At 71.6% G+C, this 19,080-nt stretch carries 16 protein-coding genes, 1 tRNA gene and 1 pseudogene; 9 read left to right on the top strand and 9 right to left on the bottom strand.

Annotated features, from left to right (window positions below; translation table 11 throughout):
* Positions 1 to 73: 73 nt before the first annotated feature.
* The 4 genes and pseudogenes from OG223_RS44165 to OG223_RS44150 all read right to left on the bottom strand — a co-directional run.
* Positions 74 to 2,251: a 3-hydroxyacyl-CoA dehydrogenase NAD-binding domain-containing protein gene (locus tag OG223_RS44165; RefSeq protein WP_329261819.1), complete on the bottom strand. Its 2,178-nt coding sequence runs from the start codon at positions 2,249 to 2,251 to the stop codon at positions 74 to 76.
* A 39-nt stretch (positions 2,252 to 2,290) separates the two neighbouring features.
* Positions 2,291 to 3,505 carry an acetyl-CoA C-acetyltransferase gene (locus tag OG223_RS44160; RefSeq protein WP_329261816.1) on the bottom strand — a complete coding sequence of 405 codons (1,215 nt, stop codon included), beginning with the start codon at positions 3,503 to 3,505 and terminating at the stop codon, positions 2,291 to 2,293.
* A 24-nt stretch (positions 3,506 to 3,529) separates the two neighbouring features.
* Complete coding sequence (locus tag OG223_RS44155; protein WP_329261814.1) at positions 3,530 to 4,699, bottom strand: CaiB/BaiF CoA transferase family protein; 1,170 nt, start codon at positions 4,697 to 4,699, stop codon at positions 3,530 to 3,532.
* 152 nt (positions 4,700 to 4,851) lie between these two features.
* A pseudogene (locus OG223_RS44150) lies at positions 4,852 to 5,172 on the bottom strand (MmcQ/YjbR family DNA-binding protein); the annotation flags it as partial.
* 91 nt (positions 5,173 to 5,263) lie between these two features.
* On the opposite strand from OG223_RS44150, the gene OG223_RS44145 reads away from it, so the two are divergent.
* Both OG223_RS44145 and OG223_RS44140 read left to right on the top strand, forming a co-directional pair.
* Positions 5,264 to 6,442, top strand: coding sequence for a saccharopine dehydrogenase family protein (locus OG223_RS44145; RefSeq protein ID WP_329261811.1), 1,179 nt, complete (start codon positions 5,264 to 5,266; stop codon positions 6,440 to 6,442).
* Between the two features lie 146 nt (positions 6,443 to 6,588).
* Positions 6,589 to 6,804: a hypothetical protein gene (locus OG223_RS44140; protein WP_329261808.1), complete on the top strand. Its 216-nt coding sequence runs from the start codon at positions 6,589 to 6,591 to the stop codon at positions 6,802 to 6,804.
* A 236-nt stretch (positions 6,805 to 7,040) separates the two neighbouring features.
* On the opposite strand, the gene mmpA is transcribed toward OG223_RS44140, so the two are convergent.
* The 3 genes from mmpA to OG223_RS44125 form a co-directional block, all read right to left on the bottom strand.
* Positions 7,041 to 7,178 (bottom strand): morphogenic membrane protein MmpA, encoded by a 138-nt coding sequence (gene mmpA / locus OG223_RS44135; RefSeq protein WP_200690033.1) that lies wholly within the window; start codon positions 7,176 to 7,178, stop codon positions 7,041 to 7,043.
* 75 nt (positions 7,179 to 7,253) lie between these two features.
* On the bottom strand, positions 7,254 to 7,943 hold the full coding sequence (locus OG223_RS44130; RefSeq protein WP_329261804.1) for an endonuclease V: 690 nt from the start codon (positions 7,941 to 7,943) through the stop codon (positions 7,254 to 7,256).
* Between the two features lie 86 nt (positions 7,944 to 8,029).
* Positions 8,030 to 9,124: a WD40/YVTN/BNR-like repeat-containing protein gene (locus OG223_RS44125; RefSeq protein ID WP_329261801.1), complete on the bottom strand. Its 1,095-nt coding sequence runs from the start codon at positions 9,122 to 9,124 to the stop codon at positions 8,030 to 8,032.
* Positions 9,125 to 9,364: 240 nt separating this feature from the next.
* Here OG223_RS44125 and OG223_RS44120 point away from each other — a divergent pair, with 240 nt between their 5' ends.
* Positions 9,365 to 9,781, top strand: a complete 417-nt coding sequence (locus OG223_RS44120; RefSeq protein ID WP_329261798.1) for an SsgA family sporulation/cell division regulator — start codon at positions 9,365 to 9,367, stop codon at positions 9,779 to 9,781.
* Positions 9,782 to 9,813: 32 nt separating this feature from the next.
* Here the strand turns inward: OG223_RS44120 and OG223_RS44115 are convergent, their stop codons facing one another.
* Positions 9,814 to 10,647, bottom strand: coding sequence for an isocitrate lyase/PEP mutase family protein (locus OG223_RS44115; protein WP_329261796.1), 834 nt, complete (start codon positions 10,645 to 10,647; stop codon positions 9,814 to 9,816).
* 336 nt (positions 10,648 to 10,983) lie between these two features.
* Here OG223_RS44115 and OG223_RS44110 point away from each other — a divergent pair, with 336 nt between their 5' ends.
* The 4 genes from OG223_RS44110 to OG223_RS44095 all read left to right on the top strand — a co-directional run bounded on the left by OG223_RS44110 (position 10,984) and on the right by OG223_RS44095 (position 15,650).
* Complete coding sequence (locus OG223_RS44110) at positions 10,984 to 12,606, top strand: ABC-F family ATP-binding cassette domain-containing protein (RefSeq protein ID WP_329261793.1); 1,623 nt, start codon at positions 10,984 to 10,986, stop codon at positions 12,604 to 12,606.
* Positions 12,607 to 12,762: 156 nt separating this feature from the next.
* The gene (gene ddaH, locus OG223_RS44105; RefSeq protein WP_329261790.1) at positions 12,763 to 13,539 is read left to right on the top strand and encodes a dimethylargininase; all 777 of its coding nucleotides are present in this window, start codon (positions 12,763 to 12,765) and stop codon (positions 13,537 to 13,539) included.
* Positions 13,540 to 13,753: 214 nt separating this feature from the next.
* Positions 13,754 to 14,728 (top strand): acyl-ACP desaturase, encoded by a 975-nt coding sequence (locus tag OG223_RS44100; RefSeq protein WP_329261787.1) that lies wholly within the window; start codon positions 13,754 to 13,756, stop codon positions 14,726 to 14,728.
* 73 nt (positions 14,729 to 14,801) lie between these two features.
* Entirely contained in the window at positions 14,802 to 15,650 is an 849-nt protein-coding gene (locus OG223_RS44095; RefSeq protein WP_329261785.1) for a hypothetical protein, read from the top strand.
* Positions 15,651 to 15,674: 24 nt separating this feature from the next.
* Here OG223_RS44095 and OG223_RS44090 read toward each other — a convergent pair.
* Positions 15,675 to 15,750 (bottom strand) — tRNA-Trp (locus tag OG223_RS44090).
* 91 nt (positions 15,751 to 15,841) lie between these two features.
* On the opposite strand from OG223_RS44090, the gene OG223_RS44085 reads away from it, so the two are divergent.
* Positions 15,842 to 17,245, top strand: a complete 1,404-nt coding sequence (locus tag OG223_RS44085) for a DUF2201 family putative metallopeptidase (RefSeq protein ID WP_329261782.1) — start codon at positions 15,842 to 15,844, stop codon at positions 17,243 to 17,245.
* On the top strand, positions 17,246 to 19,072 hold the full coding sequence (locus OG223_RS44080) for an AAA family ATPase (protein ID WP_329261780.1): 1,827 nt from the start codon (positions 17,246 to 17,248) through the stop codon (positions 19,070 to 19,072).
* Positions 19,073 to 19,080: the final 8 nt, after the last annotated feature.

The raw sequence follows: 19,080 nt of genomic DNA, 5'->3' as shown, positions 1-19,080 counted from the left end.
GTGACCGGTTCGCCGGTCAGCGTCGGGGTCCCGTCCCCACGAGGGCAAGGGCAGCGTGTCGCTCAGCGATACGTCAGCGCGCGTCGCTGAACGGCTCCCCCTTCTCGGCCTTCTCCACGAGCAGCGCGGGCGGCGCGAACCGCTCCCCGTAGCGCTCGGCGAGCGCACGCGCGCGTGCCACGAAGCCGGGCAGACCGCCCTCGTAGCCGTTGATGTACTGGAGGACACCGCCGGTCCAACCGGGGAACCCGATCCCGAAGATGGACCCGATGTTGGCGTCCGCGACGGACGTCAACACGCCCTCCTCCAGGAGCTTGACCGTGTCGAGCGCCTCGGAGAACAGCATGCGTTCCTGCATGTCTTCGAAGGGGATCTCGGCGCCCTCGCGGGTGAAGTGCTCGCGCAGGCCCGGCCACAGACCGGCGCGCTTGCCGTCGTCGCCGTAGTCGTAGAAGCCCGCGCCGCCGCTGCGCCCGGTGCGGCCGAATTCGTCGACCATGCGGTCGATGACGGCCTCGGCGGGGTGAGCGGGCCAGGTGCCGCCCGCTTCCTCCACGGCCCGCTTGGACTCGTTGCGGATCTTGCGCGGGAGGGTGAGCGTCAACTCGTCCATCAGGGAAAGGACCTTGGCCGGGTAACCCGCCTGCGCCGCGGCCTGCTCGATGGACGCGGGCTCGATGCCCTCGCCGACCATCGCGACACCCTCGTTGATGAACTGGCCGATCACACGTGAAGTGAAGAAGCCGCGCGAGTCGTTGACGACGATCGGCGTCTTCTTGATCTGCCGGACCAGGTCGAAGGCGCGGGCGAGGGCCTCGTCGCCGGTGCGCTCGCCCTTGATGATCTCGACGAGGGGCATCTTGTCGACCGGCGAGAAGAAGTGCAGCCCGATGAAGTCGACCTGTCGCTCCACGCCCTCGGCGAGGGCGGTGATGGGGAGCGTGGAGGTGTTGGAGCAGAGCAGCGCGTCGGGCTCGACGATGTGCTGGATCTCCTGGAACACCTTGTGCTTGAGCGAGGTGTCCTCGAAGACGGCCTCGATCACCGCGTCGCAGCCTGCGAGTTGCTGCGGGTCGGCGGTGGGGGTGATGCGGGCGAGCAGCGCGTCCGCCTTCTCCTGGGTCGTACGACCGCGGGAGACGGCCTTGGCGCAGAGCTTCTCGGAGTAGGCCTTGCCCTTGGCCGCCGCCTCCGCCGTCACGTCCTTCAGGACGACGTCGATGCCCGCGCGGGCGCACGAGTAGGCGATGCCGGCGCCCATCATCCCGGCGCCGAGGACGGCGACCTTGCGGACCGGGCGGGACTCGATGCCCTTGGGGCGGTTGGCGCCGGAGTTGACGGCCTGGAGGTCGAAGAAGAACGCCTGGATCATGTTCTTCGAGGTCTGCCCTGCCGCCAACTCCACGAAGTAGCGGGCCTCGATGACCTGCGCGGTCTCGAAGTCGACCTGGGCGCCCTCGACGGCCGCGGCGAGGATGTTGCGCGGGGCCGGGTAGGGGGCGCCGTTGGTCTGCTTGCGCAGGCTGGCGGGGAAGGCGGGCAGGTTGGCCGCGAACTTGGGGTTGGCCGGGGTGCCCCCCGGGATGCGGTAGCCGGGCTTGTCCCAGGGCTGCTGCGACTGCGGGTTGGCGTCGATGAAGGCGCGGGCCTTGGCGATCAACTCGTCGGGCGTGGCGGCCACTTCATGGATCAGGCCGTTGTCGAGGGCGCGCTGCGGGCTGTACTGGGTGCCCTGGAGCAGTACCTTCAGCAGGGCGTCGGTGATCCCCAGCAGCCGTACCGTACGGACGACTCCGCCGCCTCCGGGGAGCAGGCCGAGGGTGACCTCCGGGCAGCCGATCTTCGAGCCGGGGGCGTCGAGGGCGATGCGGTGGTGGCAGGCGAGGGCGAGTTCGTAACCGCCGCCCAGGGCAGCGCCGTTGAGCGCGGCGACGACCGGCTTGCCGAGGGTCTCGATGCGGCGCAGGTTCCGCTTGATGGCGAGGCCGCCGTCGAGCAACTCCTGGGCGGTGTCAGGCGTGACGCGGATCAGGTCGCGCAGGTCGCCGCCCGCGAAGAAGGTCTTCTTGGCGGAGGTGACGATGATGCCGCGGACGGACTCCTGCTCGGCCTCCAGGCGGTCGGTGATCGCCGCGAGGGAGTCGCGGAACGCCGCGTTCATGGTGTTCGCGGACTGGTTCGGGTCGTCGAGGACGAGGGTGACGACACCGGTGTCGTCCTGTTCCCAGCGGATGGTGGTGCTCTCGGTCATGAGGGGTTCTCCGTAGAAGTCTCTGCTGCCGCTGGGGTGTCAGACGCGCTCGACGATGGTGGCGATGCCCATGCCGCCGCCGACGCACAGCGTGGCCAGGCCGTAGCGCTTGTCCTGGCGCTCCAGTTCGTCGACGAGCGTGCCGAGGATGATCGCGCCGGTGGCGCCGAGCGGGTGGCCGAGCGCGATGGCGCCGCCGTTGACGTTGACCTTGTCCAGGGACAGGCCCATGTCCCGCACGAAGCGCAGGACGACCGCGGCGAACGCCTCGTTGATCTCGACGAGGTCGATGTCGTCGATGGTCAGCCCGGCCTTGGCGAGGGCCTTGCGGGTGGCGGGCGCCGGACCGGTGAGCATGATGGTCGGCTCGGAGCCGGAGACGGCCGCGGAGACGATCCGCGCGCGCGGGGTGAGGCCGTAGCGCTCGCCGACCTCCTTGGAGCCGATGGCGACGAGGGAGGCGCCGTCGACGATGCCGGAGGAGTTCCCCGCGTGGTGGACGTGGTCGATCTTCTCCACCCAGTGGTACTTCTGCAGGGCCACGGCGTCGAAGCCGCCGAGTTCGCCGATGTCCGCGAAGGACGGCTTGAGGCGGGCGAGGGAATCGGCGGTGGTGCCGGGGCGCAGGTGCTCGTCGTGGTCGAGGACGACAAGACCGCTGCGGTCCTTCACGGGCACCACGGACCGCTCGAAGCGGCCCTCCTTCCACGCGGTGGCCGCCCGCTCCTGCGAGAGCGCCGCGTACTCGTCCACGTCGCGCCGCGAGAATCCCTCGATCGTGGCGATCAGGTCGGCGCCGATGCCCTGGGGCACGAAGTTGACGGCGAGGTTCGTCATCGGGTCGTTGAACCAGGCGCCGCCGTCCGAGGCCATCGGCACTCGGGACATCGACTCGACGCCACCGGCGAGGACGAGGTCCTCCCAGCCCGAACGCACCTTGGCGGCGGCCATGTTGACGGCTTCGAGGCCCGAGGCACAGAAGCGGTTCTCCTGTACGCCGGCGACCGAGTCCGGGAGTCCGGCGGCCACGGCGGCGATCCGGGCGATGTCGGAGCCCTGGTCGCCGACCGGGCCGACGACGCCGAGCACGATGTCGTCGATCGCCGCCGGGTCCAGGTCCGGGAAGCGGTCGCGGATCTCGTGGATGAGTCCGACGACCAGGTCGATGGGCTTCGTCCCGTGCAGGGATCCGTTCGCCTTGCCGCGCCCGCGCGGGGTGCGGATCGCGTCGTAGACATACGCTTCGGTGCTCACTGCCAAGCCTTTCGATGAGGGTGGTCAAAGACTCGCCGAGGGGTTTCCTCGCTGAGGGTCCTCGACGGCGTCGAGAAGTGCGGGGACCTCCCAGTCCCGGGCCACGTCGGACGTGTCCGCGCCGGGCAGGGCGGGCCCGCCGCGCACCGAGGTGGGGGTCCCGGAGAACCGGGGTGCGGGGGCGGGCTGGGTGATCCCGCCGTGGTCGGTGAAGGTGCCGCGTGCGGCGAGGTGCGGATGCTTCGGGGCCTCGCGCAGCGACAGCACGGGCGCCACGCACGCGTCCGTGCCCGCGAAGACGGCGGTCCACTCGTCTCTCGTACGGCTGCGGAAGCGGGCCGCGACCGCCTCGCGCAGCTCGCCCCAACGGGTCCAGTCCCGGCGGGCGTCGGCGAAGTCCGCGAGGCCGAGCAGGCGCACGAACTCGTCGTAGAACTGCGGCTCCAGGGCGCCCACCGCCATGTGCTTGCCGTCGGCGGTCTCGTAGGTGCCGTAGTACGGGCAGCCGCCGTCGAGGAGGTTGGCGGCGCGCCGGTCCTGCCAACTGCCGGCCGCCAGCATGCCGTGGATCATCGCGGAGAGGTGGGCGGTGCCGTCGACGATGGCGGCGTCGACGACCTGGCCGGTGCCGGTCACGCGCGCGTGGTGCAGCGCGGCGAGGACGCCGACGACGAGGTAGAGCGAGCCGCCCGCGTAGTCGCCGAGCAGGTTGGCGGGGGCGGGTGGCGGCTCCCCCGGGCTGCCGATCATGCCGAGGGTCCCGGTCAGCGCGATGTACGCGATGTCGTGCCCGGCGCGCTGGGCGAGGGGGCCGTCCTGGCCCCAGCCGGTCATGCGGCCGTAGACGAGCCGGGGGTTACGGGCGTGGCAGGCCTCGGGGCCGACGCCGAGGCGCTCGGTGACGCCCGGGCGGTTGCCCTCGATCAGGATGTCGGCGCGCTCCACCAGGTCGAGCACGCGCGCGGGGCCGTCGGGCGCCTTCAGGTCGACGAGGACCGAGCGCTTGTTGCGGTTGGTGACGTCGTGCTCCGGGCCGACCCCGAGCGCGGGGCCGCCGGGCCGGTCGACGCGGACGACGTCGGCGCCCAGGTCGGCGAGGAGCATGGCCGCGAAGGGGCCGGGGCCGATCCCGGCCAGCTCGATCACGCGCACGCCACAGAGCGGGCCGTGCCCGGGCGTCGTCGCCGCTGTCATCCAGCCCCCAGCTATGACACAACTGATGTAACACCGATGATGTTAAGAACGTGTTCCACTCAATACAAGACCTGGACGAGCAAGCGCTTAGCCAAGTTACCCGCCGTTAGCCGTGCCGAGCCATGACCGTGCACGGCCGGCCGGCGAGGACCGTCCGCGTCCAGTTCGGCTGTCAGGCGCTTCGGGGCGATCGCGCGGCAGCTCTCCTCCACCCGGTCGCACAGCAGCTCGGCGGCCGGGGCGCCCGGGCGTGGGCCGCCTCGTCGGTGAGCTCGACCGTGAGCGCGAGCGGGTGGCTGCCGTCGTCGACACCGAGGAAGACGAACACCTTCTTGTTGACCTTGGCGACGGTCTCACCCCAAGGGCAGTATCGATATGCGGCTCCGCCGCGCGGCCTCAGTGGCACCAGGCAGCCCGAGGGCGAACTCACGTACTTTCGCCCACTTCCTCAGGGCGTTCCTGGGCACGGCCACCTGATACCTCCGGGCTCGTCGTCGGGCTCCGCACTCTTCACGCTAGCCTCAGCCACCGACAGCGGCGCGGGCTGCGGGATCCAGGAGTGTCATGAGCAGGCTGAACAGGACGGACCGTCCCTACGACATCGTGCTCTTCGGAGCCACGGGCTTCGTCGGCGTGCTCACCGCCGAGTATCTCGCCGCACACGCGCCCGAGGGCCTGCGCTGGGCGATCGCGGGCCGGGACGAGCTGAAACTGAAGCGCCTGCGCGAGCGGCTGCCCGCCGGCACCTCGGTGGGCGTCCTGCGGGCCGACGTCTCCGACCCGGCCTCCGTGCGCCGACTCGCCGAGCACGCGCGCGTGGTGGCCACGACGGTAGGCCCCTACGTCAGCTACGGCGAGGACCTCGTCGCCGCCTGCGCGGACACCGGCACCGACTATCTCGACCTCAGCGGCGAGCCGGAGTTCGTCGACCTGACGTACGTCCGCCACGACGCACGCGCGCGTGAGACCGGCGCACGGCTGGTGCACTGCGCGGGCTTCGACTCGATCCCGCACGACCTGGGGGTGTACTTCACCGTCCGGCACCTGCCGGAGGGGGTGCCCCTGACGGTGGACGGCTTCGTGACCGCCGACGCGATGTTCTCCGGCGGTACGTTCGCCACCGCGCTGACCCAACTCGGGCGCGGCCGCCAGGTGTTGGCCGCCGCCCGGGACCGACGACGCCACGAGCCGCGGCTGGTCGGCCGCCGGGCCGGCGCACCCATGGGGGTACCGCGGTTCGCCGGGGAGATCGGCTCCTGGGCCGTGCCGCTGCCGACGATCGACCCGCAGGTCGTCCAACGATCCGCGAAGGCACTGGACCGCTACGGCCCCGACTTCCGCTACCGCCACTACGCGGCCGTACGGCACCTCCCCGTGGCGCTCGGCGGTGTCACGGCGGTCGGCGCACTGGCCACGGCCGCCCAACTCCCGCCCGCCCGCCGCTGGTTGTCCGACCGCCTCAAGCCCGGCGACGGGCCGAGCCCGGAGAAGCGCGCGAAGAGCTGGTTCTCCGTGAAGTTCGTGGGCGAGGGCGGCGGTCGCCGGGTCTTCACGGAGGTCGCGGGCGGCGACCCCGGCTACGACGAGACGGCGAAGATGTTCGCCGAGTCGGCCCTCTCCCTGGCCCTCGACGAACTCCCGCCCACAGCAGGGCAGGTGACGACGGCGGTCGCGATGGGTGACGCCCTGATCGAACGACTCCGTGCCGCGGGCATCACGTTCCGGGTGGCGGCGAGCCGCTGACGGTGTCGGACCCCCATGTCACGATGGACGCCATGGAGACGCCGAACACCGACTGGATCGCCGTCGCGGCCTACGAGAACCTGCCGGGCCGCCTCTCGCCGTGGGCGGCCACGCGCGCTTGACTCCGCGAGCACGGCATCGACTGGATGCCCTTCGCCCAGGAGGAGTTGCGCTGGGATCTCGCCTGCGGCATCGGGCCTGACGGCCACTGGCACGGTTGGTTCGACGTCCGGGTCCGCGCCGACGCGCTACGGCGTCTCGGACTGCATCCGGATCAGCCCGGCGCCGAGGTCGTCGGCCCGTCCCCGCCCGGCTGGTGGCATGCCGCCGCGGAACGCCGGGCCATGAACCGGCCGCGCTGATCGGGGAGTTCGGAGTGCCCCTCGGCATGGGCTACGATGGATCTTGAGCCGGTCGCCGGAACATCCGGGGTCTGGTCGCGCGTCGGTGGTCCAAGGAAAGACGCCCCGCTTCCTGCGGGGAAATGCAGGTGCAAGGCCTGCCCGGCGCTCAAGTCCGAGCCCCGTACCGCTGCTTGCGGTGCGGGGCTCGTGTGTTTCCCGCCCCGGCACGGCCGTTGGGCTCACGGCCACGGCGATCACGGCCACAGCGTGTAGATCATCCCGCCGATCCAGGCGAGGCCCGCCGCCACGGACAGGACGAGCGCGATCACCACGGCCCGCTCGACGGGCTGGCTCGGGTGGGCAACGGGCTTCGGGGAACGGTGCGTTGTCATGCGGGACAGCCTGCCGATCACGCGGGGGCCGCCACATCCGTACAAGTACTCAGACCACGTACTCAGTACCGGTGCTCAGGCGGTCGCCTCCCGCAGCGCCCGCCGGCACAGTGCGTCCGCCCTGCGCGTCGTCTCCGGGAGGCGGAACTCCGGGGTCAGCGCGAGGGTGTGGGCGCAGGCGTTGTCGAGGGTGACCCGGTGGCCGACGGACACGAAGACCGGCTTGACGCCCTCGCGGGTGCGGAGCGCGCGGCCGACCTCCTCGGCGTCCGCACGGAGCGGGGACGCGGAGCCGCGCGGGGTGCCCGGATCGTCGTAGGTGAAGGCGAAGGGGTTCTTGGCGACGCCGATCGTGGGCAGGCCGGTGAGGACGCCGAGGTGGCTGGCGAGGCCGAAGCGGCGGGGGTGGGCGAGGCCGTAGCCGTCGCACACGACCAGGCCCGGCGGGCCGGCCAGAGCCTCCAACGCGGCCAGCACCGTGGGGATTTCACGGAAGGCGAGCAGGCCCGGCACGTACGGGAAGGAGACCCGGCCGACCGCCGTGGCCTCGGCGACGACGGTGAGGTCCGCCGCGTCCAGCACCACGGCGGCGGCCACCACCACGTCCCGCTCGTCGTCGTAGGCGACGTCGACTCCCGTGACGTGCCCGGTCCTTGGCGGCGGCCCCGGTTCGTCGGTCACCACCCGCGCCCGCAACTCGTCCTGGACGGCGCGGGCCTGCTCCTCGGTCGCGGGCCAGCCCGCGGGAATGCGTACGGTCGTCATGGTGGTGCCGAGCGTACGGGGATCACCGGCGGCCGCGCGGCGACGGGGGCCGGGCCCGGAGCCGGGAACCCCCGCGCCCCGCCTCCTCAGTCCTCCAGCCGGGCCACGCGCCCCTTCTCCCCCGCCGCCCAGCAGCCCAGGTCGGCCGCGCAGTCCACGGTGTCGTACGAACCGGTGTCCACCGTCTTCCAGGTGCGGCCCGCGTCGGTCGTGACGTCCGTGCCCGTGGGGCCGACCGCGAGGGCCGTGCCGCGGCTGCGGGGCAGCCAGGCGGCACCCGAGCGGTAGGCGGGCGGCGGGGTCGTGGCGGGACGCCAGGTGCGGCCGCCGTCGCCGGTGACGGCAGCCGCCAGCGGTGACGGCTGGCCGGCGTTGTAGTCGCCGCCGACCGCGAGGCCGTGCGTGCGGTCGCGGAAGGCGAGCGCGAACACCCCGCGCGCGGGGTCACCGGCCGGGATCGGCGTGTCGGTCGCCGTCCAGGTGAGGCCCCGGTCCGCGGAATGCAGCACACGCGCGCGTGCACCCCCGCCGGTGGCCAGCCAGACGTCCCTCGGCCCGGAACTCACCAGGCACTGGCCGCTCGCGGCGAAACCCGCCTCGCCGTCGAGCGCGGCCGGCATCCCGGCGCTGGGCAGCACCTTCCAGGAGCGGCCGCCGTCGCCGGTCGACAGGATGCGGAACCTGCCGTCCACCGGGTCGCTCATCGCGAGACCGTGGCGGCTGTCGAAGAAGGTCATGCAGTCGTAGAAGGCGTGCGCGTCGGTGTTGCGGAAGGACTCCGTCCAGGTCGTCCCGCCGTCGTCGGTGCGGTAGACGCGGGACGCCTCGCCCTCGCCGATCGCCAGCACCACCGCGCGCCGCGCGTCGAACGCCTCGATGTCCCGGAACTGCAGATCGGCGGCGCCGGGCGGCGAGACGTTCCGCCAGCTCGCCCCGCCGTCGGTGGTGCGCAGCACCGTGCCCGCCGTCCCGGCCACCCACGCGGCGTTCCGGCTGACGGCCGACAGCCCCCGGAAGCGCACGTCGGCGGCCCCGCTGTCCTTGAGTTCCCAGTGCGGAGCCCGGTGCACCGTGTCCCGCGCCTGCGCCGGTACGGCGGTCAGCGCGGCCAGTGCCGCCCCGCACACCACGGCCACCGCCAGGCTCCGGTACGTACGTCCCACCCGTCGCGTCTTCCCCATGCGCCTCATGGCGGGCGAAGCTAGCCCACTCCCAGAGGGCCGTCCAGATGCCCGCGCCCGCCTTGGGCGCATATGGGCGGCGGTGACAGAGGTCACTCGAAATTCGTGTGCACGGATGGGCCTGTTCCGGCGTCTCTTCCAGTGCGGACCCATCCACTCGGGGGTCCGTTCCGGAGTCTTTTCGGGAGTCCGTCCGGTCCTCACCGCAGTAGCACCGCCGTCACACAAGGGAGCAAGTCCTTGTCCATCGTCATCGAGCAGCCAGTAGAGGCCCGCCTCGTCGCCGCCGCACCCCGGATGCCGAACATTCCCGCCACCCTGCACTACGACCGGCGGGACCCCTTCGCCGTCCGCATGACCTTCCCGGCACCGGCCACCCTGGAGGGCGTCGAGGTCTGCTGGACCTTCGCCCGTGACCTCCTCGCGGCCGGCCTGCACGGCGCCGAGGGCCATGGCGACGTCCGGGTGCGGCCCTACGGCTTCGACCGCACCGTCCTGGAGTTCCACGCGCCCGAGGGCACCGCCGTCGTGCATGTCCACTCGTCCGAGGTGCGCCGCTTCCTGGCGGCCACCGGCGAGCTGGTGCCCGCCGGTCTCGAACACCTCCAGCTCGACCTGGACCACGACCTCGCCGAGCTGATCCGGGACGCCTGCTGAGCCAGGACCTGTCCGGTGGATCCGGACGGGCTCTAACGCCCCCGCGCCAGCAGTGAGTTGAGCTCGCCGTAGCCGAGCCCTCCCGTCTGCGTGTCGTAGGTGCCCGTGTCCAGCAGCTCCCGCGCGGCACGGCGGACCACGGCGTACGCGGCAAGCGCGATGCCGGAGCCCGCGCTCACGCGGGCGACGCCCAGCGCGGCCAGTTCGGCGACCGCCGGCGCCCCGGGGCCGACCAGCACATTGAGCGGCGCGTCGATCCCGTCGGCGAGTTCCTTGACCGTTCCCGGTTCGACGGCACCGGGGACGAAGATCCCGTCGGCGCCCGCGGCCCGGAACGCGGCGGCCCGCTCCAGCGTCGCGTCCACTCCCCCGGCGCCCCGCAGATAGGTGTCGATCCGCGCGTTGACGAACAGCGGCACGCCCTCCGTGTCGGCGGCCGCACGGGCGGCGGCGATGCGCTCGGCCTGCTCGGCGACCGGCCGCAGGACGCCCGCACCCCCGTAGAGCGCATCTTCGATGTTCACCCCCACCGCACCCGCCGCGAGCACCGCGCGGACCGTGTCCGCGACGCCCTCCGCGTCCTGCGCGAAGCCGCTCTCGATGTCGGCGCTCACCGGTACGCCGACGGACGCGGTGATCCGCGCGACCGCCTCCAGGGCCCGCTCCCGGTCCAGCTTGTCGCCGTCCTGGACGCCCAGGGCCCAGGCGAGGCCCGCGCTGGTGGTCGCCACGGCCGCCGCGCCCGCGTCCTCGACGATGCGGGCGCTCGCGGCGTCCCAGGCGTTCGGGAGGACCAGCGGACGCCCCGGCACATGCAGCGCGCGGAAGGCCAGAGCCCGGTCACGGAGGGTGTTCTGGTTCGTCATGCGTCCCACTCAAGCAGTCGCGGGCGCGCCCTGGCTGGCAGGAATCCGACAGGGAGATGAAGCTCGCGGGCTCCCGTTTAATGCGTTGACAGCCCTACGGCGCCGTTCGTAGCGTTGCCCTCGGTTCTGTTGCCGTCGATAGGAGTAGGACGTTGCTCGTCTGAGGTTCTGAGACACCGCGTACACACCCGTGAGGTGTGTTTCGTCGTGTACGACCTCGGCGTCCGAGCCGTCCTCCGGAACAGGGCCTTTTTCTCTGCCCCGGGACCAGTCTCCCGCCTCGCGGTGTCTCGCTACGCGTCCGCCCTGACCGCGTCGAGCAACCGCGAGGCCCTCATGCATACCTCTGTCACCTGTACGTCCCTCACCTTCGCCTGGCCCGACGGCAGTTCCGTCTTCGAGGACCTGGACGCCGCCTTCGGACCCGGCAGGACCGGGCTCGTCGGCGTCAACGGCTCGGGAAAGTCGACCCTGTTGAAGCTGATCGCCGGGCAACTCGCCCCGGTGGACGGCACGGTGCGGATCGCGGGCGAGGTCGGCCACCTCCCGCAGAACGTCACACTCGACACCGCCCTGCGCGTCGACGAGACGCTCGGCATCGCCGCTCAGCGAGCCGCCCTGCACGCCATCGAGGCCGGCGACGCGGCCGAGGAGCACTTCGAGACGCTCGGCGACGACTGGGACGTAGAGGAAAGGGCCCTCGCCACACTCGGCGAACTGGGCCTGGGACACATCGACTTGGACCGCACCATCGGCGAGGTGTCGGGCGGCGAGTCGGTACTGCTGCGGCTGGCCGCACTGCTGCTCGGCCGGCCGGACGTCCTGCTCCTCGACGAACCGACCAACAACCTCGACCTGTACGCCCGCAGGCGGCTGTACGCGGCCGTCGCCTCCTGGCCCGGGGTGATGATCGTGGTCAGCCACGACCGTGAACTCCTCGACCTCGTCGACCAGATCGCCGATCTGCGCTCCGGCGAGATCACCTGGTACGGCGGCAACTACTCCGCCTACGAGGAGGCCCTCACCACCGAACAGGACGCCGCGACACGGATGGTGCGCGTCGCCGAGGCCGACTTCCGCAAACAGAAACGCGAACTGTCCGACGCCCAGGTCAAGTTGGCCCGGCGCAAGAAGTACGGACAGAAGATGTTCGAGCAGCGGCGCGAGCCGAAGATCGTCATGGGCGCCCGCAGGCGGTCCGCGCAGGAGTCCGCCGGCAAGCACCGCATCCTGCACCAGGAGCGGCTCGCCGAGGCCAAGGAACGGCTCGACGAGGCGGTGGAGGCCGTCCGGGACGACGACGAGATCCGCGTCGACCTGCCGTACACGGCCGTACCGCCGGGTCGTCAGGTCCTGACCCTCATGGACCTGGAACTCGCGTACGGCGCGCGGGTGAGGGGCGGGCTCGATCTGCGCGGGCCGGAGCGGATCGCGCTGATCGGCCGCAACGGCGCGGGCAAGACGACCCTGCTGCGCACGATCGCCGGGGAGCTGGAGCCGGTGTCGGGCGAGGCGGTGACCCATGTCCCGCTGCGTTTCCTGCCGCAGCGGCTCGACGTCCTCGACGACGATCTGACGGTGGTGGAGAACGTGGCCCGGTTCGCGCCGGGCGCCACCAACAACCGGGTCCGGGCCCGGCTGGCCCGCTTCCTGTTCCGGGGTGCCCGCGCCGACCAGAAGGCGGCGACCCTGTCCGGCGGCGAACGCTTCCGGGCGGCGCTGGCCGCGCTGATGCTGGCGGAGCCCGCCCCGCAACTGCTGATGCTGGACGAGCCGACGAACAACCTCGACATGGCGAGTGTGGGGCAGCTCACCTCGGCGCTGGAGTCGTACGAAGGGGCGTTGATCGTGGCCAGTCACGACGTGCCCTTCCTGGAGTCGATCGGCATCACGCGCTGGCTGCTGCTGGACGGGGAGCTGCGGACGATCACACCGGAGGAGGTGGAACACCCGGCCTGAGGTCCTCGGCGCCCCGCCCGGGGCCCGGTGCGCGCGTCTCAGGAGGGCCACATCCTCACGGCAGGGGTTTTGTCGGCACGGACGGGTGACGCATGATGGCCAACCGGTGCCGCGACAACGGCACCGAAACGATCCCGCCGATACGGAGTCCCGCTCGTGCCCAGCAAGAAGGCGCTCGTGCGCCGCCCCAGCCCGCGCCTGGCCGAAGGGCTGGTCACGCACATCGAGCGGGAGAAGGTCGATGTCGAGCAGGCCTTCGAGCAGTGGGAGGCGTACGCGCAGACGCTGCGGGTGCACGGCTGGGAGACCATCGAGGTGGACCCTGCCGACGACTGCCCCGACTCCGTGTTCGTCGAGGACGCGGTGGTCATGTACAAGAACGTGGCGCTGATCGCCCGGCCCGGCGCCGAGTCCCGGCGCGAGGAGACGGGCGGGGTCGAGGAGGCGGTGGCCCGGCTCGGCTGCTCGGTGAACTGGGTCTGGGACCCGGGCACCCTGGAGGGCGGTGACGTGCTCAAGGTCGACGACACCATCTACGTCGGCCGGGGCGGCCGGACGAACGCGGCCGGCATCCAGCAGTTGCGGGCCGTGTTCGAGCCGCTCGGTGCGCGGGTGGTCTCCGTGCCCGTGAGCAAGGTGCTGCATCTGAAGTCGGCGGTCACCGCGCTGCCCGACGGGACGGTGCTCGGGCACATCCCGATGGTGGACCGGCCCTCGCTCTTCCCGCGCTTCCTGTCGGTGCCCGAGGAGGCCGGCGCGCATGTGGTGCTGCTCGGCGGCGACAAGGTGCTGATGGCGGCGAGCGCGCCCAAGACGGCCGATCTGCTCGCCGACCTCGGCCACGAGCCGGTCGTGGTGGACATCAGCGAGTTCGAGAAACTCGAAGGGTGTGTGACCTGCCTCTCGGTCCGGCTCCGGGAGCTGTACGCCTGACCGGGTGACGGAACGCCCGTGCGGTGCCGGGACCTGCGCTCCTGGGGCTCCGGCGGATCCCCCGGCGATACGGGCTGAACAGCGAGCTTTACAGCGGCCTTAACCTACGGTCTCGTAACCTACGGTTTCGTAGCCTACGATTCCGTAAGTTGCACAGGCCCCGGCACCGCTCGCCGGTTTGTTCGGTTTTGCACCACGTCCCCCTGGAGTCCCCGTGACGATCACTTCCCCGCACCTCGGCAGCCCCGCAGTCTGGACCGACGCCAAGCTGCTGTACGCGTTGGAGGAAGTCGTCGAGACGGAGCTCAACCGGCACCTCAAGGTCACCAAGGACTGGATGCCGCACGAGTACGTGCCGTGGAGCGACGCCCGGAACTTCCCCGGCTTCTTCGAGGACGGCGAGGCCTGGGGCAAGGAGCAGTCCAAGGTCACCGAGATCGGCCGCATCGCCCTCGTCGTGAACCTCCTTACGGAGGACAACCTCCCCAGCTACCACCACGAGATCGCCTCCCTCTTCGGCCGCGACGGCGCCTGGGGCACCTGGGTGCACCGCTGGACGGCGGAGGAGGGCCGGCACGGCATCGTCATGCGGGACTACCTGCTCGCCTCCCGCGCGGTCGACCCGGACAAGCTCGAAGCGTTCCGCATGCAGCACATGAGCGAAGGCTTCGAGTCGGACAACCGGCACTCGATGCTGCACTCCGTGGCGTACGTCGCCTTCCAGGAGCTGGCCACGCGCGTCTCGCACCGCAACACCGGCCACCAGTCGGGCGACCCGGTCTGCGACCGCATGCTGGCCCGCATCGCGACCGACGAGAACCTCCACATGGTCTTCTACCGCAACCTCCTGAAGGCCGCGTTCGAGCTCGCCCCCGACCTCACCATGCAGGCCGTGCGCGACGTCCTCGTCAACTTCCGGATGCCCGGTCACGGCATGCCCGGCTTCGAGCGGTTCGCCGCCCAGATGGCCATCGGCGAGGTCTACAACCTGCGCATCCACCACGACGACGTCATCCAGCCCGTGCTGCGCTTCCTGAAGGTCATGGAGATCGACGGTCTCGGCCCCGAGGGACAGCAGGCCCAGGAGGAGATCGCCCTCTACATGGGCGGCCTGGACTCCGAGGCCTCGAAGTTCGACGAGAAGCTGGCGAACCGCAAGGCCCGCATGGCGGCCCGCGCGAGCGCCTGACCCGACCGGCTGCGGACCGCCCGCCGTCGATTCACCGGTGCGGGCGGCGGCCCGGCTGCGGCATCATGCCGCCATGCATGACAACAGCACGTCAGGGGCGGCGGTCGGCTTTCTGCTGAACCTGATCGACAGCGGGGACGCCGAGCGGATACGGCGGCGGATCGGGCTGCCGGAGCCGGCGGACGGGACGACTCCCAAGGCCCGGCGCGACCATCTGATCTGGACCGGGACGAGGACGGCGGTGCCGTCCTCCGTGCTGCTGTGGGTTCTGGAGGAGGACGATCCGGAACTGAACCAGTGGGTCTGGCGGCACGTCTCCGCGGACAACGCGATGCGGCGCGCCATCGCGCGCGGTGTGCCGTTCGGCCCCGCGCGCAAGGCCCCGTTGACCGTCGCCAAGAGCGTGCGGCGGGAGGACGAACCGCCGATCCCCGAGAACTTCACCCGCTTCGGTCTGCTCGGCGCCCTCCGCGAGGGCACCTCCATGCAGTCCGCGCGGACGGCCGCGTCGATGGTGCTGGAGCGCTCCGACTGGCAGGCGGTCACCGAGGCGGACCGGGACCGCCCGCTGCCCGGTTACGCGCGCTGGGCACTGGCGATCCGGCCCGACTGCCCGCCCGAGCTGCGCGCCCGGTTCGGCACGCACCGCAAGTTCACCCACCGGGTCGAGGAAGCCGGCGTGCTGGGCGGCCCCGCCGACTACGCGACCGCCTGGGGCCCCGCGTCGCACGTCCTGAAGGTGCTGTCCACAGGACACCTGATGTTCCCCGCGCGCGTGGCCGAGGCCGAGGCCGCCCTACGGCCGCTCGTCCGCGAGCACCTGGCCGACCACGAGGACGCCTGGGCGGTCCTGGCCCAACTGATCGACACCTTCCACGGGAACGCGGTGGAGCTGGTGATGACGGCGGGCGCGGTCGCCTGAGCGAGGCCCTGAGGACGTGAGGGGGGCGGGGCGGCTGGATTCGAACCAGCGTGCCCCGGTTCTGGAGACCGGTGCGCCTGCCTCTGCGCTACGACCCCGCCCTTGGGGCCAGAGCGTAATGCCTTGGCCCGTTGTCAGTGCGGCCTGGTACCAATGAGCCATCGGGGGAACTGCGGTGCGGGGGACGTGACATGGCGTACGGGGAGCGGGGTCGGCGTACCCCTGTGGTCGATCTGGCCGACCGCAGGGCGCTGGAGCGGTACCGGCCGGCGGACCCGGCGACGGTCGCCGAGGCGCGGCGGCTGAAGGAGGCCGCGCTGCTGGACTTCGGGCTGACGGAGTCGGCGGTGGCGTCCTGGCTGTACGCGAAGTGCCATCACCAGATCCCGACGACAGCGGTGGACACGGCGGCCGTGGTCGCCTCCGGCGACGGCTCCTGCCTGCTGCTCTTCAACCCGGACTTCTTCGTCGGACTCGGCCTGGACGGCGTGAAGTTCGTGCTCTTCCACGAGGCACGGCATCTGGTGCAGCGCCATCTGTTCGCCGACCTCGAACTGCGCGACGACCCGGTCTTCGAGCTGGCCGCCGAGGTCTCCATCAACCATGTCGCCCTGGTCCGGCTCGCCCGGCCCGAACTGCCGCTGCTGAACGGCCGGCCGACGGGCATCGACCCCCGGAAGATCCACGCCCTCTACCACGAGGACCTCACCGCGCACGGCCTGGAGCCCGTCCCGTACGACGAGTTCGTCGCGACCGACATGAAGGTCTACGGCGAGCTGAAGCGGATGCGGCACCCTCCGGTCCCGGAGCGGCACCTGTGCGTGCACCTGGTGGACGGGTGGGTACCGGCCGACCAGGAGACGGTGGACGCGGTGACGTCGTCCGCGCTGTTGAACTCCCTGCTCGCGGCCCGGCGCGGACACGCGGGCGCGGAGCGGGAGTTGCTCGACCTGATGGGCCGCACGGAGGACGGTTCCGCGCGGGCCGGCCGGATCTGGGGGACCCTCGGCGCGGGCGTCCTGCGCGGCGAGACGGCACGCACGCGTACGGTCCACTGGTGGCAGCGCTGGCTGGTCGACGTCCTCGGCTCGAAGCTGCGCGACGGCGAGCGGCTGGTGTACCCGAAGAAGCGCGGCGCCCTGCTCGCGGCCCTCGGCCAGGACCCGATGCTCGCGCGCCGCGGCCCGGTCCGGGACAAGGTCCTGGTCATCGCGTACGACACCTCGGGCTCGATGCCGCAGCAGGTGATCACCTGGCTCACCGAACTCGTCGGCCGCATCGACGGGGTCGAGGCGCACTGGCTGTCGTTCGACGCCATGGTCATGCCGTTCCGGCCTGGCGAGCGGGTCTACGGCGGTGGCGGCACGAGTTTCCAGGTGGTCGCTGACTACGTGGAGGGGCGTACGGAGGTGAACGGCCGGCGGTTCGACGTCACCCCGGACGCGGTCGTGATGCTCACGGACGGGTACGCGCCGCCGGTCACGCCCGCCGAGCCGGACAAGTGGATCTGGCTGATCACCGAGGGCGGCAGCGAGTGGCCCGAGACGCACACCCCGGCGATGGACTGCCATCGCGTCACGACAGGATCGCGGTAGATGAGCACGGAGACAGGGCAGTTGACGACCCCGGCGACCGAGCGCGGCAGGGGTGAGCCGTCGCGCCTGGAGTCGTTCATCGACGCGATGATCGACATCGGGCAGACCGGGCAGATCTTCGGCGAGCACGGCATCGGCAAGACGGCGACGTTCTTCACCCACATCGGCCGCGCCCACCCGGGCACCGCGCTGGTGTACGTCCCGGCGGCGAATCTGACGCCGGACGACCTGCTGGTCAACGCGCCGGTGCGGGACCCGCACACCGGTGAACTCGTGCTGCGGCAACTGGTGATGAGCCAGTTGAAGCCGGGCACGCCGTTCGTGCTGCTCATCGACGACTCGCTGCAGGCCGGCGACACGATCCAGTCGCAGCTCATGCAGATCGCCTGCAACTGGACGCTGGGCGAGCACGATCTGCGCGCGCTCGGCTGCGTCGGGGTCTTCCTCACGGACAACGAGTCGCTGTCCGAGACCTCGGCCCGGCGCGGCGACCTCGCGCTGCTCGACCGCATGGTCACGATGCGGATCACGGCGAACGACACGTCCTGGCGTCGGCATCTCGCCGCCAAGTACCGCCCCTGGGACCTCGATCCGGTGTTCGCCGTATGGGCGTCGCTCTCCCCCGCGCTGCGCGAGCTGCTGTCCCCGCGCACGCTGGACCACGTCCTGGCCAACGCGAAGGAGGGTTTCCCGCTCCGCTGGGGCCTGCCCCTGATCGACGGCGAGCGGCTGAAGCTGGCCGAGCCGGGCCCCGACGGCAGGCCCGGGCAGAACCGCACGGCGGAGATCCTGGACCGTCTCGCCCAGGCCCTCGACGTGCCCAACCCGGCCACGATCCCCGATCCGGTACGGCAGGTGGTGCGGGCCGCGCTGCGCAACCGCTGGACGGTGCTGCTGCAGGGCCCGCCCGGCTGCGGCAAGACGGAGCTGGTCCGGGAGACGGTCCGCGCGGGCCTGGGCCGGGAGCCGCTGTACTTCTCGCTGCCGGTGACGAACGTCGAGGACCTGTGCGCGCCGGTCCCGTCGCCGGACGGCACCCTGGACAACCTGCTGGCGGCGAACTTCACCGGGCCCGGGCCCAAGGCGATCGTGTGGGACGAGTACAACCGCCCCAAGGACAAGGCCGCGTTCGCCAAACTCATGGAGATCACCCAGGAGTGGTCGCTGGCCGGCCGCCGGATCGAGAACCTGCGGGCGCAGATCGCCGTCCAGAACCCGCCGTACCACCTGGGCCGCAAGCTGCTGGTCTCGCGGAACAACATCGCTCAGGCGACGCGGTTCACGGCCTCCCTGACGGTGGATCCGGAGGACATCCCCGCCAACGAGTGGCTGCTCGCGCGGTACGGCGCGGACGCGGAGACGGTGCTGGAGTGGTGGAAGCACGACATCGACGACGAGGGCCGCGCCTGGATCACCAAGCGCACCCTGGAGCGGCTCGTCAAGCTGCACCGGAAGGGACTGCCGCTGGAGATGGCGACGGTCTATCTCGGCGACGGCGAGTACGCGCCCGTGCCGCTCACCGCCCTGATCGACCGCTTCAAGGGCCGCCCGGTCACCGGCCTGCGCGAACTGGCCCGTGACGCGGACCTCTGGGAGGCCCGGCTGCGGCGCGCCGCCGAGCACACCGACGAGGGCGGCGACGACAGCGACGTGGTCCACCAGATCCTCGCCAACGCGGAGTTGTCCCAACTGAAGAAGCACCGCGCGGTGGTGGCCCGCATGGTGGCCCTGTTGCCGGCGAAGCTGCGGGCGACGTATCTGGTGGGGGCGTCGGATCGGCAACAGCGGTTCTGGACGGACATCTTCACGGGGCTGGCGCGTCGCTGACCCCGTGC

The sequence above is a fragment of the Streptomyces sp. NBC_01478 genome, from assembly GCF_036227225.1.
GTDB lineage: Bacteria > Actinomycetota > Actinomycetes > Streptomycetales > Streptomycetaceae > Streptomyces.
The sequence above is the reverse complement of the archived record's forward strand: the minus strand, read 5'-3'. Positions and strand labels throughout refer to the sequence as shown.